The organism is Kocuria rhizosphaerae, assembly GCF_044462265.1.
In the GTDB taxonomy this organism is placed as follows: domain Bacteria; phylum Actinomycetota; class Actinomycetes; order Actinomycetales; family Micrococcaceae; genus Kocuria; species Kocuria rhizosphaerae.
This window is the reverse complement of record NZ_JBISWL010000139.1, coordinates 17,835-35,030: the sequence shown is the minus strand read 5'-3', so window position 1 is coordinate 35,030 and position 17,196 is coordinate 17,835. Positions and strand designations below refer to the sequence as shown.

The 17,196-nt window shown below is 74.5% G+C and carries 16 protein-coding genes and 1 riboswitch; of the genes, 8 read left to right on the top strand and 8 right to left on the bottom strand.

The features are described from left to right. Positions 1-241: 241 nt before the first annotated feature. Together ACH9EU_RS16235 and ACH9EU_RS16230 are read right to left on the bottom strand one after the other, a co-directional pair. A complete protein-coding gene (locus ACH9EU_RS16235) occupies positions 242-1,042 on the bottom strand; it encodes a hypothetical protein (RefSeq protein WP_396414940.1) in 801 nt (266 codons plus the stop codon). Between the two features lie 217 nt (positions 1,043-1,259). After that, a complete protein-coding gene (locus tag ACH9EU_RS16230) occupies positions 1,260-1,832 on the bottom strand; it encodes a CGNR zinc finger domain-containing protein (RefSeq protein WP_396414939.1) in 573 nt (190 codons plus the stop codon). 88 nt (positions 1,833-1,920) lie between these two features. On the opposite strand from ACH9EU_RS16230, the gene ACH9EU_RS16225 reads away from it, so the two are divergent. From ACH9EU_RS16225 to ACH9EU_RS16200, 6 genes are all read left to right on the top strand, one after another. Further along, positions 1,921-2,136, top strand: a complete 216-nt coding sequence (locus ACH9EU_RS16225) for a hypothetical protein (protein ID WP_396414938.1) — start codon at positions 1,921-1,923, stop codon at positions 2,134-2,136. Between the two features lie 50 nt (positions 2,137-2,186). Beyond that, a riboswitch (TPP riboswitch) is annotated at positions 2,187-2,290 on the top strand. 44 nt (positions 2,291-2,334) lie between these two features. Beyond that, positions 2,335-3,099 carry a 3-oxoacyl-ACP reductase gene (locus ACH9EU_RS16220; protein ID WP_396414937.1) on the top strand — a complete coding sequence of 255 codons (765 nt, stop codon included), beginning with the start codon at positions 2,335-2,337 and terminating at the stop codon, positions 3,097-3,099. An 11-nt stretch (positions 3,100-3,110) separates the two neighbouring features. Next, entirely contained in the window at positions 3,111-4,427 is a 1,317-nt protein-coding gene (locus ACH9EU_RS16215) for an NtaA/DmoA family FMN-dependent monooxygenase (protein WP_396414936.1), read from the top strand. Positions 4,428-4,494: 67 nt separating this feature from the next. After that, a complete protein-coding gene (locus ACH9EU_RS16210) occupies positions 4,495-5,505 on the top strand; it encodes a metal ABC transporter solute-binding protein, Zn/Mn family (protein ID WP_396414935.1) in 1,011 nt (336 codons plus the stop codon). After that, a complete protein-coding gene (locus ACH9EU_RS16205) occupies positions 5,486-6,271 on the top strand; it encodes an ATP-binding cassette domain-containing protein (RefSeq protein ID WP_396414934.1) in 786 nt (261 codons plus the stop codon). The genes ACH9EU_RS16210 and ACH9EU_RS16205 overlap by 20 nt, the downstream gene beginning before the upstream one ends. 26 nt (positions 6,272-6,297) lie before the next feature. After that, positions 6,298-7,182: an iron chelate uptake ABC transporter family permease subunit gene (locus ACH9EU_RS16200; RefSeq protein ID WP_396414952.1), complete on the top strand. Its 885-nt coding sequence runs from the start codon at positions 6,298-6,300 to the stop codon at positions 7,180-7,182. Here ACH9EU_RS16200 and ACH9EU_RS18315 read toward each other — a convergent pair. The 3 genes from ACH9EU_RS18315 to ACH9EU_RS16190 form a co-directional block, all read right to left on the bottom strand. Continuing rightward, the gene (locus ACH9EU_RS18315; protein WP_449555793.1) at positions 7,163-7,267 is read right to left on the bottom strand and encodes an MFS transporter small subunit; all 105 of its coding nucleotides are present in this window, start codon (positions 7,265-7,267) and stop codon (positions 7,163-7,165) included. The two genes, ACH9EU_RS16200 and ACH9EU_RS18315, sit on opposite strands and share 20 nt — an antisense overlap. Before the next feature lies 1 nt (position 7,268). Continuing rightward, the gene (locus tag ACH9EU_RS16195) at positions 7,269-8,690 is read right to left on the bottom strand and encodes an MFS transporter (RefSeq protein WP_396414933.1); all 1,422 of its coding nucleotides are present in this window, start codon (positions 8,688-8,690) and stop codon (positions 7,269-7,271) included. A 125-nt stretch (positions 8,691-8,815) separates the two neighbouring features. Next, positions 8,816-11,233 carry a hypothetical protein gene (locus ACH9EU_RS16190; RefSeq protein WP_396414932.1) on the bottom strand — a complete coding sequence of 806 codons (2,418 nt, stop codon included), beginning with the start codon at positions 11,231-11,233 and terminating at the stop codon, positions 8,816-8,818. 412 nt (positions 11,234-11,645) lie between these two features. Between ACH9EU_RS16190 and ACH9EU_RS16185 the strand changes: the two genes are divergently transcribed. Further along, entirely contained in the window at positions 11,646-12,296 is a 651-nt protein-coding gene (locus tag ACH9EU_RS16185; protein ID WP_396414931.1) for a LuxR C-terminal-related transcriptional regulator, read from the top strand. A gap of 316 nt (positions 12,297-12,612) precedes the next feature. Further along, entirely contained in the window at positions 12,613-14,034 is a 1,422-nt protein-coding gene (locus tag ACH9EU_RS16180) for an FAD-binding protein (RefSeq protein WP_396414930.1), read from the top strand. A gap of 9 nt (positions 14,035-14,043) precedes the next feature. On the opposite strand, the gene ACH9EU_RS16175 is transcribed toward ACH9EU_RS16180, so the two are convergent. From ACH9EU_RS16175 to ACH9EU_RS16165, 3 genes are read right to left on the bottom strand one after another with little or no spacing between them, the layout of a single operon-like run. Beyond that, on the bottom strand, positions 14,044-14,355 hold the full coding sequence (locus tag ACH9EU_RS16175) for an AzlD domain-containing protein (protein ID WP_396414929.1): 312 nt from the start codon (positions 14,353-14,355) through the stop codon (positions 14,044-14,046). After that, a complete protein-coding gene (locus ACH9EU_RS16170) occupies positions 14,352-15,080 on the bottom strand; it encodes an AzlC family ABC transporter permease (protein WP_396414928.1) in 729 nt (242 codons plus the stop codon). The genes ACH9EU_RS16175 and ACH9EU_RS16170 overlap by 4 nt, the downstream gene beginning before the upstream one ends. Then, positions 15,077-17,188, bottom strand: coding sequence for a glycoside hydrolase family 15 protein (locus ACH9EU_RS16165; RefSeq protein WP_396414927.1), 2,112 nt, complete (start codon positions 17,186-17,188; stop codon positions 15,077-15,079). Before ACH9EU_RS16165 ends, ACH9EU_RS16170 begins: the two co-directional genes overlap by 4 nt. Between the last annotated feature and the right edge of the window lie 8 nt (positions 17,189-17,196).

Below are 17,196 nucleotides of genomic sequence, written 5' to 3'. Positions count from 1 at the left end.
GCTGGAAGCATGTCCCGTACGGCTGTGCTCACCGAGGACCGGTGGGACCGGATCCACCCTCTCCCGCCGTCCTCCGAGGGCAAGGGGTGCCGGTCCTTCCACGAGGACCGCCCCCGTGGTGGAGGGCATCCTCTGTCACTGCCGGTGCCGGCCGTCCCCGGACCCGGCCGCAGCGGTTGCGCGGGGACAAGGCCTGCTCCTCCCGCGGCGGCGATCAGGACACCGGCGCGGCAGGGCTCGGTCACGGCCCGGGGTTCTCGGGCTCCGGTGCGGCGGCCTCCGGGGGCGGTGCCCCCGCTCCGCGGGCCTCTGGGAGCCGTGGATGCATCCACGGCTCCCAGCTGCTGTGGCGGTGGAGGTAGAGGCTCGTGAGGACACCGCCGATGATGACGCCGAGGGCAGCGGGAATCAGCAGGGTGTCCACCACAGCGGCGGTCATCGTGGGATAGCCGGCGGTGAAACCGACCCACAGCGCCGCACTTGTCAGGCCCGTGCCCAGGACGGCGGCCGGAAGAATGCCCTTGGACCCGACGGCGAGCTTCCACGACCTGTAGTAGCGCCGGTAGAGGGGGTGCTTTCCGTCCAGGTATGCCTTGGAGATGCGCCGTCTCTCCAGCACGACCTCCATCCAGCCCAGCAGACCACTACAGACGAAGGCCGGGGCCAAGGCGGCAAGGATGACGCCCTCGAAACCCACGATGTCGTAGATCTCGCCCCACGTCGGATGCAGCTGCACCGTCACCCCCACGCTGTATCCCACCAAGAAGGCCCATCCGAGGCCCACCAGTGCGAGCGCGGCGGCCCCGAGCAGGCTCCTGGCCGGAACGGACTGCAGGGCGATGATCCGGGAGAGGATCTCGCGGTGGAGGCTGCGCAGCACCTGCTGGTCGTGCGCCGGTGAGAGCGAGGACTCCTCGCGCACAGAGGCTGCCAGCCTGCGCAGTCGTGTTGCCGCTGTGAGCTGTTCGACAGTGCCGAGCACGGCGAACACCGAGGCGACCGCGGCCGCCAGCGGGACCAGGAAGTCGTCCAGGACCGTCATGGCCCAACAATAGGCGCCGGCGACGTGGACCCGACGAGGAGCCGCGCGTCAGCGGCCGGGTGGTGATGTCCGGACGGCCGACGGCTCCGTCGCCACGGCGGCGTCGGGGTAGGCCGGCGTTGACGCCGACGGCGGGCGAGGGTTCGGCTGCGTCACGGTCGGGTCCCGGTGGATCAGGCCGCCACGCCTGGAGGGGGCAGGGACACCGTCTTCATGGTCAACGAGACATGCCCTGGCCGGAACCGCCGGCCCGGCGCCGGCGGTAGGCGGTCATGTTGGTGCGGTTGGCGCAGCGCTGGCCGCAGAACCGCTTGGAGCGGTTGCGGGACAGATCCAGGAGCACCGCCTCGCAGTCCTCCGCCTCGCAGACCCGCAGCCGGTCGGTCTCGTCGGCGCGGATGACGTCCACGAGGGCGAACGCCGACTCCAGGCGCAGGCGCGTGGCCAGGGGCGCGTCCGAGGGCGAGGCGTGCAGGTGCCAGTCCTTCCCGTCGTGCCGCGCGAGGTGCGGGGCGAGCTCGGCGGTGTCCAGCACGGCGTTGACCGCCTCCGCCAGGGCGTCGCGCTCCAGCCCCCAGACCTGCCGCAGGTCCCGGCGCACCTCGAGCACCTCCGCCAGCTCCTGGTCGTTCCGGTCGAAGCGCCCCGTCCAGCCGTGCTCGTCCAGCAGCTCCCGCAGCCGGTCCCGGGTGGTGAGCTCCTCCTCCCCGGAGCGCGAGGCTCCCGGCCCGGTGTTGACGAGGGCCACGTCGAACTCGAGGACGTCCTCTGTGTCATAGGCAAAATGCACTTGACTACTTATCCTTCCGAGGTCTAGCGTCAGCGGTGTAAACAGTTTAGCCCATTACGCGACGGCAGTCGCGAGCAAGGAGGTCCCCGTGGCCGGCGGTCTCTTCGTCCTCATCCTCATCGCGGTCCTGGCGGGCGTCGGCCGGTTCTCCGTGCCGCCGCGCGAGCGCGTCGCACTGCGCCGGTGGACCCTCCGCGACCTGGGCGCCAACGTGCTGCGGGGGATCACCGTGCTCGGCGAGCACGGCCCCGCCCTTCCCGTCGGCCGGCGCCCGGAACGAGTCCCCGACGAGCAGCCGCGCTGAGCGGGCCGGGCGGGGGGATCCCTCCGGCCCGGGTCGGGGCTATACTCGACCGCAGTGACACGGGGTGCCGGCCCCGGACGAGGCGCCGGCTGAGATGACACCCGTCGAACCTGATCCAGTTCGTACTGGCGAAGGGATGTCATACCGGGGCCCACCGGCGGATCCCGCGTCCTCTCGCCCTGACCCTCAGGGAAGCTCATGCACATCGCAGACCAGACCGTGCTCGTGACCGGCGGTGGCCGGGGGCTCGGCCGCAGCATCGTGGAGTCCTTCGCCGCCCAGGGCGCGAAGGTCGTCGTCAACTACCGGGAGTCGCGGACGGCCGCCGAGGACCTCGCGGCGCAGTACGGCCCCGACCGGGCCGTGGCCCTGCCCGCCGACGTCACCGACGCCGCGCAGGTCGCGGAGCTGCTCGGCGCCGCCGGGGAGCACTTCGGCTCGCCCGTGACCACCGTGGTGAACAACGCGCTGGCGGACTTCTCCTTCAACGGCGACGCCCGCTCCGGGGCCGAGGAGATCCGGTGGGAGGAGTTCGACGCCCAGTTCACCGGCAGCGTCCGGGGCGCGCTCAACACCGTCCAGCAGGCCCTGCCCGGGATGCGGGAGCAGGGCTTCGGCCGGATCGTGAACATCGGCACCAACCTGTTCCAGAACCCGGTGGTCCCCTACCACGACTACACCGCGGCCAAGGCGGCGCTGCTGTCCCTGACCCGCACGCTCGCCAAGGACCTGGGCACGCACAACATCACGGTCAACATGGTCTCCGGCGGACTGCTGCGCACCACCGACGCGAGCTCGGCCACCCCCGACGAGGTCTTCGACTACATCGCCTCCGCCACGCCGCTGGGGCGGGTCACCACCCCGGCGGAGTTCGCCGACGCCCTCCTGTTCTTCGCCTCCCCGTGGGCGCGGGCGGTCACCGGGCAGAACCTGGTGGTCGACGGCGGCCTGGTCCTGGACTGAGCGGGGACGCCGTGACCTCGCCGCGCCGGCTGCACCTCAACGCCTTCCTGTTCGGCGCCGGGCACCACCAGGCGGCCTGGCGCCGCCCGGAGTCCCCGCTCGAGCAGCTCGGGGACATCGCCTACTGGGAGCGCCTCGCCCGCACCGCCGAGCGCGGGCTCTTCGACGCCGTGTTCTTCGCCGACGGGCACAGCGCCGGGGACGTGGCCACCGCGCCCCGCTGGTTCCTGGAGCCCCTCACCGCCCTGTCCGCCATGGCCCGGGCCACGGAGCGGATCGGGCTGGTCAGCACGATCTCGACCACTTTCTGGACGCCGTTCCACGCGGCCCGGATGCTCGCCTCGCTCGACCACATCAGCGGAGGGCGCGCCGGCTGGAACGTGGTGACCTCCATGTTCGACGCCGAGGCGCGCAACCACGGCCTGGCCGGCATGCCGCCGCACGGCGAGCGCTACGCCCGGGCGGCCGAGTTCGTGGACGTGACCCTGCGGCTGTGGGACTCCTGGGCCGACGAGGCGCTGGTCCGCGACCGCGAGGGGCTGCACGCCGACCCGGACCTGGTCCGGGCGGTGGACCACTCGGGCGAGCACTTCCGGGTGGACGGCCCCCTGACCGTGCCCCGCCCGCCCCAGGGGCGACCGGTCCTCTTCCAGGCCGGGGCCTCGGGGCCCGGCCGGGACCTCGCCGCCCGGATCGCGGAGGGCATCTACGCCGTGGCCTACGACCTGCCCAGCGCCCAGGAGTACACCGCGGACCTCCGGCGGCGCGTCGCCGCGGCCGGGCGGGACCCGCGGTCGGTGGCGGTCATGCCCGGCCTGGTCGCCTACGTGGGCTCCACGGAGCGGGAGGCCCTCGCCCGGCAGGCCGAGGTCGACGCCCTCCTGCCCACGGAGCAGTCCCTGGCCCAGCTGAGCACCTTCGTGCAGCAGGACTGCGGCGACTGGGAACCGGACGCCCCGGTCCCCCCGCTGCCGCCGCTCGAGTCCTTCAGCGGGCCCCAGGGCCGCTACGCCACGATCCTGCGGATCGTGGCCGTCGAGCGGCCGACCGTGCGTCAGCTGCTGGGCCGGCTGGCCGCGGGCGGCGGGCACTGCACCGTGGTCGGCACGCCGGAGACGGTCGCGGACCGGATCGAGGCCTGGTTCCGCGCCGGGGCGGCGGACGGCTTCAACCTCATGCCGCCGACCCTGCCCGACGCCCTGGAGGACTTCGTGGACCACGTGGTCCCGGTCCTCCAGCGCCGGGGTCTCTTCCGCACGGAGTACACCGGGTCGACCCTGCGGGAGCACCTGGGACTGCCGCGCCCCGCGGTCGGCGCCCCCGCCTGAGGCCGGCAGGGAGGACCGCCCCGGCAGAAATTGACAATGATTCTCATTTAGCCTGAGAATCGTTCGCATGAATCGTCGTCGCGCCCTCCTGCTCCCGCTGTCCCTGGCCGCCCTGGCGCTGTCCTCGTGCGCCTCCGCCCCGGAGGAGGCCGCCTCGGCCCCCGGGGCGGAGGCCGGCGAGGCACTGACCGTGCTCGCGTCCTTCTACCCCCTGGAGTACGTGGCGGAACGGGTGGGCGGCGAGCGCGTGCAGGTCTCGTCCCTGACCCCGGCCGGAGCCGATCCGCACGACGTGGAGCTGTCCCCGGCGGCGGTCGAGCAGCTGCGCACCGCGGACGCGGTGGTCCACCTCTCCGGCTTCCAGCCCGCGGTCGACGACGCCGTGGCCGAGACCTCTCCCGAGCACGTCCTCGACGCGGCCGTGGCCGGAGTCGAGGGGGTCGAGGACCACAGCGCCGAGGAGCACGGGCACGCCGGGGCGGACGGTCCCGACGACGAGCACGACGAGCACGCCCAGGAGGCGCACGGCCCGGACGAGCACGGCCCGGACGAGCACGCCCACGAGGGGGCGGACCCGCACTTCTGGCTGGACCCGCAGCGCCTGGCCGCGGTCGCCACGGAGGTGGCCCACGTGCTGGGCGAGGCGGATCCGGAGCACGCCGGGACCTACGAGGCCAACGCGGGACGGCTGACCACGGAGCTGGAGGCCCTGGACCGGGAGTTCAGCGAGGGCCTGCGGACCTGCGAACGGCGCACCGTCGTCGTCTCCCACGACGCCTACGGCTACCTGGCGGAGAGGTACGACCTGGAGCAGGTCGCCGTCGCCGGGTTCGAGCCCGAGACCGAGCCGTCCCCGGCGCGGCTGGCCGAGATCGGCCGGGTCGTGGAGGCCGAGGGCGTGACCACCGTCTTCTCCGAGTCCCTGGTCGAACCCGCGGTGGCCGAGACCCTGGCGGCCGAGCACGGGATCGGGACGGCGGTGCTGGACCCCGTGGAGGGCCTGGCGGACCCGGCCAAGGACTACCAGCAGCTGATGCGCGAGAACCTCGAGGCGCTGCGTGCCGCGCTGGCCTGCTGAGCCCGCGCCGGCCGTCCTGGCCGCCCGGTCGCTGGACGTGAAGCTGGGCTCCGCCGCGGTGCTGCGCGGCGTCGACCTCTCGGTCACGGCGGGCGAGACCGTGGCGGTGCTCGGGGCCAACGGCTCGGGCAAGTCCACTCTCGTCCGGGCCCTCGTGGGCGCGGTGCCGGCGACGGCCGGCCGGGTGCTGCTCTTCGGCGCCGACCTCTCCGGCCCGGCCCGGCTCGTGCCCCGGGACCGCGTGGGCTACGCCCCCCAGCGCACCGGCGCCACCACCGGCGTGCCGGCCACCGCGCTGGAGGTGGTGGTCTCCGGGCTGCTGCACCGGCGTGCCCTGCGCCCCGGCCGGAGCGCCCAGGAGCGGGCCCTGGCGGCGCTCGCGCAGGTCGGCCTGGCCGGACGGGCGCACGAGAGCGTCCAGGTCTTCTCCGGCGGGCAGCAGCAACGGGTGCTCGTCGCCCGGGCCCTCGTCCGCGAGCCGGCCCTGCTGATCCTCGACGAGCCGTTCTCCGGGATGGACCACGAGACCGTGGAGGCCTTGGCCTCCACGGTCTCGGACCTCCGCCGGCGGGGCACCACCGTGGTCGTGGTGCTGCACGAGCTGGGACCGCTGGCCGGGCTGATCTCCCGCACGGTCGTCCTGGACGGCGGGCGGGTCGTCCACGACGGCCCGGCACGCGGGTCGGACGTCCCGGCCGAGGCCCATCCGCACCCGGCCGCGGCGGGCCGCCTCCCCACCGCCCCCGACCTGGAGAAGCTGTGGTGACGGACCTGCTGGGCCCCCTGGAACCGATGCTCGCGAGCCCCCTGATGCGGCGCGGCCTGATCGCGGCCCTGCTGGTGGGGGTGGCGGCCCCCGTGATGGGCACCTACCTCGTCCAGCGGCGGATGGCGCTGCTGGGCGACGGCATCGGGCACATGGCACTGACCGGCGTCGCCATGGGCTGGCTGGCCGGCGCCGCGGCCGGTCCCGGCACGCGTGACGCGCTCGCCGTGCCCGGGGCCGTCGTCGCCGCCGTGACCGGAGCCGTGCTGATCGAGGTCGTCCGCCGCCGCGGCAGGACGAGCGGGGACGTGGCCCTGGCTCTGCTCTTCTACGGCGGGATCGCCGGGGGCGTGCTGCTCATCGGCCTGGCGGGCGGCACGGCCGCCAACCTCACCGGCTATCTCTTCGGCTCCGTGTCGACCGTCACCGGCCCGGACGTGTGGCTCACGGCCGGGCTGGCGGTCCTGGTCCTGGCGGTGGGGGTCGGCCTGCGCCCGGCCCTCTTCGCCCTGTGCCACGACGAGGAGTTCGCCCGCACCTCGGGCCTGCCCGTGGGGGCGCTGAACCTGCTGGTGGCCGTGGTCGCGGCGCTGACCGTGGCGGTGTCCATGCGGGTGGTGGGCGTGCTGCTCGTCTCGGCGGTCATGATCGTGCCCGTGGCCACGGCCCAGCTGGTGGCACGTTCCTTCGCGGCCACCATGGGACTGGCCATGGGTCTCGGTGCCGTCGTCTGCGTGGCCGGGCTGACCATCACCTGGTTCCACCCCCTGTCCCCCGGCGCGACCGTCGTGGTGCTGGCCATCGGCGCGTACGCCCTCGTGGCGCTGGCCTCCCCCGTGCTGAGGATGCGGCCCGCCCGCGCCCCCGGTGCGGCGGCGCGCTGCGGACCGGCTACTCCGAGAACAGGGTGACGATCTTGAGGCCGGTCTGCCAGACCCCGTAGGCGAGCGGGACGGTGACGAGGATCCAGCCCAGGGCGATGCGTACTTGGCTCATCTCAGTTCTCCTTCGCCGCGGCCTCGGAGGCGGTCGCGTCGTCGGCCGCGGGGCGGTCCGGGCCACCGTCCGCGGGCTCGTGGTGCCGGGCGTGCACGGGTCGGATCATCAGGTTGGCGACGAACCCGACCACCAGCAGCGCCACCATGGTCAGCAGGGCGGGCTGGTAGTCCTGGGCCGTCAGCTCGCCCGGAGTGCCCCGCGCGTCCAGGAACGCGTTGACGATGAGCGGCCCGGCGATGCCCGCGGCGGACCACGCGGTGAGCAGCCGGCCATGGATGGCTCCCACCTGGAAGGTTCCGAACAGGTCCCGCAGATAGGCCGGCACGGTGGCGAAGCCACCGCCGTAGAAGGAGATGATGACGAAGCCCAGCAGCACGAACAGCAGCGTGGAGCCGGCGCCGAACAGGGCGAGCACCGTGTAGAGCACGGCCCCCACGCCCAGGTAGACCATGTAGATCCGTTTGCGCCCCAGGATGTCCGAGGTCGTGGACCACACGAATCGCCCGCCCATGTTGCCGATGGACAGCAGTCCCACGAACCCGCCGGCCACGCCGATGGTCACGAGGGACGTCCCGTCCGCCTGGCGGAAGAAGTCCTGGATCATGGGGGCGGCCTGCTCGAGGATCCCGATGCCGGCGGTGACGTTGCAGAACAGCACGATCCACACGAGCCAGAACTGCGGGGTCCGGATCGCGTTCGCGGCGGAGACGTGCTTGTCGGTGACCATGGCCTTGGACGTCACCCTGGTGGGATCGAAGCCCTCGGGCTTCCACCCCGGGGGCGGGACCTTGATCGTGAGCGCACCGAAGAGCATGTAGGCGAAGTAGACGACCGCGAGGGTCAGGAACAGCTTCCCGACGGCGTCGCCGCTCGCCACCCAGCCCTCCGTCCCGGAGGCCGGGTCGTAGAAGTTGAGCAGGGCCGCGGAGAGGGGGCTGGCGATCAGCGCGCCGCCGCCGAAGCCCATGATGGCCATGCCCGTGGCGAGGCCCGGGCGGTCCGGGAACCACTTGATGAGCGTGGAGACCGGGGAGATGTAGCCGATGCCCAGACCGATGCCGCCGATGACCCCGTAGCCGAGGTAGACCAGCCACAGCTGCTCGGCGAAGATGCCCATCGCGGCGACGAGGAAACCGCCCGTCCACAGCAGGGCCGCGGTGAACATCGCCTTGCGCGGGCCGTTGGTGTCCACCCACGTGCCGAAGACCGCCGCCGAGAGGCCGAGCATGACGATCGCGATGGAGAAGATGATCCCGATCTGGGTGAGGCTCGCGTCGAAGTGCTGGACGAGCGCGGTCTTGTAGACGCTCGTGGCGTAGGCCTGTCCGATGCACAGGTGCACCGCCAGGGCGGCCGGTGGGATGAGCCACCGGTTGAAACCGGGCGGCGCAACGGTGTGCTGCCGATCAAGCCATGCCATGCCTCGACTCCTCGTCTCGTGCGGACGCCGCGGGGTGGGACCCGCACGCGGGCCGGAACCCGCTGTGAAGCATGTCACATCAACGTCGCACATGGGAAGCATCCTTCCCGTCCGGCGCGTCGCCGTCATCGGCCCGTCAGGGCCTGCCACAACCTCCGGCAGAAGGCGACCACACCCCTGCGGGCCACGAGGCGCTCGAGCTCCTCGAGCCGGTCCGCCTGGGCCCGCACGACGGCGAGCAGCTCCCGGGTCAGCGCCTCGGAGTCGTCGAGCCGCCCGTGCAGCGCCTCGGCCTGCTCCTCGATCGTCCGGCCCAGGTGCAGCGGAAGGCCGATCCCGTGCTCGGCGGCCCACTGCTTGAGCAGCCGCTCCCGCACCACGAGCTCGGCGCCGCCGCTCCCCGGGGGAACCCCGGCGGCGGAGCGCCGCGGCCGGACGGGACCGGCTCCGGGCAGCAGTCCCACCGTGAACGTCTCGAGGAACCGGAGCGCGAACTCCCACTCCTCCGCGCCCGTGAGGCTCTCGTCGCGGTCGCCCAGCACGTCGTGCACCGCACGCCGGTACAGGAACGGGCCGGGCAGCGCGCGATGTCCGCGCAGCAGGTCGACGAGGGTCAGGGCGGCCGGACCCGCACCGGGGACCTCCCCCGGCCCGGACGAGGTGCGCGCACCGTGGCCCCCTCCGGGCCCGGACTCCTCCGTGCGCACCACCACGCCGTCGTCCCCGGTCAGCGGGTCTTCGAGGTGGGCCACGGCCCGCTGCAGGAGCGTGGGCGGCCACGGCGCGGTGGCCGCGCCCGCGTCGAGGACCACTGCGAACTCGGCGTCCACCGCCCGGAGGCCGAGGTTCGCCGCCGCGCCCGCACCCAGGGTCCGCCCGCCCATGAGCGACGCGCGCCCCGCGAGTCCGAGACGGAGGCCGGGCGGCAGGGCGTCCAGGTGCCCGGCACCCAGGTCACCGGCGCCCGGGTCACCGGTGCCCGTGCCCGCGCCGACCACGACCACACGCCAGTCCGTGAACGTCTGCTGGAGCAGCCCGTCGAGGATCCGGCGCAAGGCCTCGGCGGGGCCCGGCGCCCCGGGGCCGCGGCGGGCGAGGACGACGACCGCCACGGAGGCCCGGGCGGCGGGCGCCGCCCGGGTCCCGGCCGCCTCCGCCGTGGTGTTCGCACCCGGGCCGCCGTCCGCGGAGCCCTCGGCGGTCGTGGCCGTGCTCGCGGTCGTGGCCGTGCTCGCGGTCGTGCTCGCGGCCGAAGGAACCGCATAGCGGCGCCGCAGCGCCCGGGCCACGGGGGCGCCCACCCCGCGCTGCGGGAGGCAGGATGCCGGGAGGTCCCGCGGCCGGCCGCCGCGCAGCGCCTCCACCACCCCGTCCCACCACTGCGCGGACGCCGCGGCGACGGCAGGAGCGGCGTCCAGGAGGGCGGCCCGGACGGCCGCCCGGCCCTCCACGGCTTCGGCGGCCCACTGCTGGACGGCCGCACGGGCGTCCCAGGCGACCTCGCCCGGCGTGAGCAGCGCGGCCAGCGGAACGACGTGCTCCACGAGCCCCCACCGGTCGAGCAGGGCTTGCATGCTCCGATCGGCATACGAGGTCCACGCGACCGGCAGGACGTTCGACCCGACGGGCAGGGCGAGGGCCAGCGCGTCGCGGGAGGACGTCACCACGTGCTCGGCCCCGGAGCGGAGAGCCTCCACCGCCTGGTCCGGCGCGACCACGGTGCGCCGGACGTCCTCCGGGAGCAGCGCCGCGACGGCCGCGCAGAACCGGGCGTCCCGCTCGGCACCGGTGGCCGGGAGGAGCGTGACGGCAGCGCCCGTCCGGTGCACGAGGGCGTCGAGCAGTGCGGCCGGCACCGGCGCGGCCTCCTCCGGCCCGAACGGTCCCGACGGGTGGTCCAGCACCGCCACGACCCGCGGTGACGCTTCCGTCCTCCCGCGGGCTCCGGCGGGACCTCGCGGCACGAGCAGCGCGTCGTCCCACCCGGTGCACAGCGTGGGATGGCCGGGGCACAGCTGCGCGGCCACGGCCCGGGAGATCTCGTCCCGGACCCCCACGAAAGAGGCCGCCGCGAGCAGTTCGGCCAGCGCGGGCGCCGGTTCCGCCCGGTCGTCGAGGGCCAGGCCGCTGATCACCACGCGGCGCCCGCCGCGCACCGCGGCGCGGGCGGCCTCGAGCCAGGCGGCCGCCGTGCCCGCCTCCATCGCACCGCCGGTCCCGGCCAGCAGCAGCGCTTCCGACACGGGTCCGGCGGCACCCGTGGCGTGCTCCTCGACGACGCGGCTCCGGCCGTCTTCGCCCACGGAGCCGCCGTCGTCCTCGGCTCCGGCGAGCTGCCGCGTCACCGGCACCACCCCCGGCCCGGGCAGCCCCAGGAGCACGGGCTCGACCCCGCGGTCGGCCAGCTCCCGGAGGAGTGTCCGCCGCACGATCTCCTCGGCCGTGCCGGGGGCCGGCGCGCCGGGGCCTCCGCGGTCGCCGGCGAGACGGTCGCCGGCGCGGCGCTCGTCCGCGAGGCGGTCGGTGACGACGTCGATGCGCATGGCGGGACCCTCTCCTCGGCTGCTCGTGGACGCCATTGTCCCAGTCCTGGGCGCCTTCTCCGGGCGCCGCCGGCCGGCGGCCGGGCGGCGGCCGGGGCCGTGGCGCGGCCGGACGCCGTCCCCCGCACGCCGGACGCTGTACGAGGTTGCAGGTCCGTACGAAATCGCCTTGTTCCCGCGGGAGGACGTGCGCCACTGTGGAAGTCCACAGAGCACCAACTCCGCCGGCGGCAGCCGCCCGGAGCCTCTCGGGACCGGACCCCGCCCCTGAATATGCCGATGAAGACATGTTGGCACGGGCGGCCGGGACGGTCACGGGACGCCCCTCGTCCGCCACCGGAGCAGGCCGGTCGATCCCCCGGCCCCGGAGTTCCCGCGCACCGCGCCGCGGGAGGAGTCGAGGAGTCCCGCCATGTTGAACGCCGCCGTGATCAGCCCCCAGCCCATGACCCGCATCGCCGTGCAGCGGGAGTCCGTGGAGCACCCCGAGCACGGCGTGCGGGTCGGCATCGCGGCCGGCTCCGTTCCGGAGTTCCTCGCCCAGAACGCGTCCGAGGTGGGAGTGGTGCTGCTGAGCATGAGCACCCTGGACGGGCGGAGCCTCGTGCAGAACATCTCCGACCTCACGGCGCACGAGCACGTGGTGGTCGTGCTCGCGTCGCAGGACGACGTCCATCGGGTCCGCTCCGCCTTCGCCTTCGGCGCCTCGGGAGCCGTGGGCAAGTGCGAACCGATCAGGGACGTCTTCCGGACGCTGCGCCTCGCCAAGCAGCTGGGGCACTTCGTGAGCGACCGCCTCCAGGAGGCGGTCGCCGACCTGCCGGCCCAGGCTCCCGCGAAGCTCTCCGCGAGGGAGCGGGAGGTGCTCACGCTCTACGTCGACGGCCTGCAGGAGCAGGAGGTGGCCCTGCGGCTGGAGATCGCCGAGTCCACCGTCGAGGAGCACCTCAAGCGCATCCGCCGGAAGTACGCGCTCGTGGAGCGCCCGGCCCGTACCAAGCTGGAGCTCTACAAGCGGGCGATCGAGGACGGCATCATCCCGCCCGTGCTGCCGCTCGCCTGACTCCGGCCGTGCCGCGGTCCGGTCCCCCGGGGCGCCCCCCGGGGGACCGGACCGTGCTCCCGCGTCTCGGGTAACAATCCCCGCGGAACCCGGCCGGCCCTCGGAGGCCGGATCGGCGCTCCTACACTGGAGGTGCCCCCCAGCACGCGCCGTTCCGGTTCCGCCCGGCACCGGAACCGTAGCCCCGGCGGGCCCGGCGGGAGCGCCACGGCGAGCTCGCGCGAGGCCTGTCCGGCACCGTCGGCGGCCGGCGGCAGTCCGGCCCCGATCCGATGAGCCGACGGAGGCACGCCTCCGCGCACAGGAAGCCGAGGCCATGGACGCCGAGGACCGCAGGGAACAGGACACCGCACACCCCCGAGAGCTCGAGGACCTCCGGGCCCGGGTGTCGGGGACGATCGTCGAGCCCGACGACCCGCTCTACGACGACGCCCGGCGCGTCTGGAACGGCATGGTCGACGCACGGCCCCTCGCCGTCGTCCGCGCGGGCTCCGTGGCCGACGTCGACCCGGTGCTCTCCCTCGCCCAGCACACGGGACTGCCGCTGGCCGTCCGCGGCGGCGGCCACGGCGTCGCCGGCCACGGCACGGTGGAGGGCGGGATCGTCCTCGACCTGGGCGCGCTGCGGCGCGTCGACGTGGACCCGGCGAGCCGTCTCGTGACCGTGGAGCCCGGTGCCACGCTGGCCGACGTCGACCGGGCGACGAACCCGCACGGGCTCGCGGTGCCCCTGGGCGTCGTGAGCGCCACGGGTGTCGCCGGCCTCACCCTCGGCGGGGGCGTGGGCTGGCTGACCCGCAGCGACGGCCTGACCCTGGACCACCTCGTCGCCGCGGACGTGGTGACGGGCACCCGGGAGCACCTGCACGCCGACGCACGGCACAACCCTGACCTCTTCTGGGGGTTGCGCGGGGGCGGGGGCAACTTCGGGGTGGTCACCTCCTTCACCTTCCGGGCCCGCGAGCTGCCGGTCCCCGTGCTGGGCGCCAACCTGTTCTACCGGCGCGAGAAGTGGCGCGGGGCGCTGCGGGCGTTCGCCCGCTGGACGGCCGACCTCCCGGACGCGATGAACTCCATCGCCTCCGTCCTGTCGCTGTTGCCCGGGTTCGGGCTGGGCGAGGACCCGGTGCTCATCCTGGGCGCCGCCTGGGTCTCCCCCGACACCGAGGAGGGCCTGCGGCTGCTGGAGCGCCTGCGGGCGGAGGCCCCGCCGGACGAGGAGGAGGTCGGCCCGGTGGAGTGGCCCGCGTGGCAGTCGGCGCTGGACGAGCTCTTCCCGAAGGGGTCCCGCGCCTACTGGAAGAACGCGGCGTTGCCGGCCCTGACGGACGAGGTCCTCGACGTCCTGGTGGGGCTCGCCTCGGAGATCTCCTGGTACGGCACCGGCTTCGACCTCCACCACATGGGGGGCTTCTTCGGCCGAGTGCCCGCTGGGGCCACGGCGTTCCCGAACCGCTCCGCCCGCTACTGGCTCAACGTCTACGGCTACTGGCAGGACCCCGCCGAGGACGCGCGCCTGACCGCCTTCGCCCGGCGGGTCCACGCCGCGGTCGAACCGTTCACGGAGTCCGGCCAGTACGTGAACTTCCTCGGCGCCGAGCACGGGGCGGCATCCCCCGAGGCGGCCCGCCAGGCCTACGGGGAGCGCACGCACGCCCGGCTCGTGGCCCTCAAGGACCGGTTCGACCCCGGCAACGTGCTGCGCCGCAACCACAACATCCCGCCGAGCTCGTCCTGACGCGGCGCCTCAGGGGGCGCCGAGCAGCCGCAGGAGGGCCGCCGCGGCCGCCCCGAGGACCACGACCAGGAGGAAGGGAGCGCGCAGCATCAGCGCCGCCCCGGCGACGACGAGCGCCCCGAGCCGGGCGTCGAGGGCCAGCTCCCGGGCGGAGCCGAACGCGTTCATCACCACGAGAGCGGCGAGCAGGCCGACCGTGACGGTTCCGGCCGTTCTCCCCACCCGCGGATCGTCCAGGACGCGGTCGGGCACGAGGTAGCCCACGAGCTTGAGGGCGTAGGACAGCGCGCATGCCGCCAGCACCCAGAACCACAGGCTCATCCGCCGGCCCCCGTCCCCCCACGGCCGGCCGAGCGGTCCCGGACCTCCACCCGCCCGGACAGGCCCAGGGCCGCCGCGACGACCGCGGCCACGAGGATCGGCAGGCCCGCCGGGAGGACCGGGATGGTCAGGGCCGTCACCAGTGCGCACACCACGGCCACGGCCACGGGCTCCCGGGCGCTCAGCCGCGGCCACAGCAGGGCCAGGAAGGCGGCCACGGCCGCACCGTCCAGCCCCCAGCGGGCGGGATCGCCCAGGGCGTTGCCCAGCAGGGCGCCCAGCACGGTGAACAGGTTCCACAGCGCGAACACGCCCAGTCCGGCGGCCCAGAACCCGCGGCGCTCCTCGACGGCGTGGGTCTGCGAGGAGGCGGTCGCGTTGGACTCGTCGATGGTCACGTGGGCGGCGACCAGCCGCTTCCAGCCGCGCGGGCGGACGAGGGCGTTCATGTTCATGCCGTAGACCGCGTTGCGCACCCCCAGCAGGGTGGCCGCGCCCAGTGCCGAGGCGCCCGAGCCGCCGCCGGAGACCACGCCGATGAACGCGAACTGGGACCCGCCCGTGAACATCAGCGCCGACAGCGCCACGGTCTGCCAGAAGCTCAGGCCGGCCGCCACGGACAGGGCGCCGAAGGAGATGCCGTACAGTCCCGTGGCCACGGCCACGGACAGCCCGATGCGCACCCCCGGCGAGGACCGCCAGCCGAGGGGAACGGCGTGGCTCACGGACGACGCTGCCCGGCGCCCGCGCCGTCCGGGGAGACGCCCCCGGGGACGACGCCGGGAACGCCGCCGGGGAGGTCCTGGGGGTGGTCCTCCGAGGCGGTGCGGGAGACGTCCTCCGGGCGCCCCGGGCCGGCCTCCCGGGCGGCCGACCCGGCCTCGGCCGCGTCGAGGGCGTCCAGCGCCTGGACGAGGGCGAGGTGGGCGAAGGTCTGGGGGAAGTTGCCGGTCATCCGCCGCTCCTCGGGCGACCACCCCGCGGCGAGCAGGCCGAGGTCGTTGGCCCGCGACAGCACGAGGTCCACGAGCCGCCGCGCCTCCTCGGTCCGCCCGGTGCGCGCGTACTGGACGGCCAGCCACAGGGAGGCCCCCAGGTGCGGCGGGTCCTGGCCCACGAACCCGTCCACGCCGATCACCCCGGCGTAGGCGTCCGGGTCGGCGGGGTCCACGGGGCCCAGGACGTTGCGGTAGCGGTGGATCAGCCCGCAGGGGTGGCGCAGCTCCTCCTCGATCCGACGGACCGTGCCCAGCATGCGCTCGTCGTCGTGGGCCACGAAGCCCACCTGCGGCAGCTGGAGCAGCGAGGCGTCGACGGTCCGCGCGCCGTAGTACTGGACGAAGGAGCCGTGCTCGGGGTCGTAGCCGCTGGTCCAGATCTCCTCGGCGAGCGCGTCCCGCAGCTGCTCCCACAGCGGGGCGTCCCCGGGCAGGCCGTGCACGCGCACCGCGTCGACGCCGGACTGCAGCGCCGCCCACATGAGCACGCGGGAGTGCGTGTAGTACTGCCGCTCCCCCCGCATCTCCCACAGGCCCTGGTCCTTGACCTCGTAGTTCTCCACGACGGAGCGCAGCATCGCCTGCTGCAGGGGCCAGGACAGGTGGTCCTCGACGGCCCCGCGGCGGCGCAGCTTCTCGAACACGACCATGACGTGGCCCACGGCGTCCGACTGGTGCTGGGCGGCCGCGCCGTTGCCCTCCCGGACGGGCCGCGAGCGCTCGTAGCCCGGGAGGTCCAGCTGGTGCTCGCGGCCGCGGCGCTCCCCGGCCAGGCCGTAGATGTTCTGCAGGTCGTGCGGGTCCCCGGCGACGGCGCGCAGCAGCCAGTGCCGCAGCTGCACGGCCTCACGGTCGTGGCCGTGGTCCAGCATCACCTCGAGCGCCGTCGCCGCGTCCCGCAGCCACGCGAAGCGGTGGTCCCAGTTGCGCTCCCCGCCCACGACCTCCGGCAGGGACGTGGTCGGGGCGGCCACGAGCCCGCCGGTCTCCTGGTGCATGAGCGCCCGGACCACGAGCAGGGACCGGCGCACGACGTCGGGGCGGTCGGCCGTTGCGTGCCCGCGCGCGGGCGCCGTGCTCGGCGGCTCGCCCGCGCCGGCGGCCGGCGGGGCGTAGTGCCCGGACCAGTCCTGCCACAGCTCCACGGTGCGCGTGAGCTGCTCGTTGACGTCGATGGGCGCGGGCGGGGTGCGGTGGGACGGGAAGTGGGTGAGGACGAAGTCGCGGGCCTGGCCGGCCGAGACCGTGAACGTCCCGCGGTGGCGGCGCTCGTCGTCGTCGCCGGAGGCCTCCGGGAGGGGCTCCCCGCGCAGGACGAGGGCGTCGGGGCCGGCCATCGCCACGAGCATGGGCGGCGCGGGGTCACCGCCGTCCGGGTCCTCCTCGCCCTCGAAGCGGCTGACCCAGGGCACCATGGCGCCGTAGCCGAAGCGGATCCTCAGCTCCTGGTACATCTCGACCTCGCCGGTGAGCCCCTCGACGCGCCGGACCATCTCGGTGCGGGAGGTCAGCGGCAGGAAGTCGGTCACGCGCACCGAACCGGAGTCCGTGACCCACACGGTCTGGAGCACGAACGTGTTCTCCACGTAGAACCGCTCGGCCACCTCGGCGCCGCTCTCCTCCTCGTCGAGGGGCCCCTCGTCGCCGTCCGCGGGGACCGTGCAGGCCGGGGCGAGCAGCCAGCGCCCGTGGTCCGCCTCGCCCAGCAGGGCGCTGAAGACCGAGGGCGAGTCGAACCGGGGTGCGCACAGCCAGTCGACGGAGCCGGTGCGGGAGACCAGCGGACCCGTGCGCATGTTCGAGAGCAGGGCGTAGTCCTCGATCAGTGAAGCCATGCCTCATA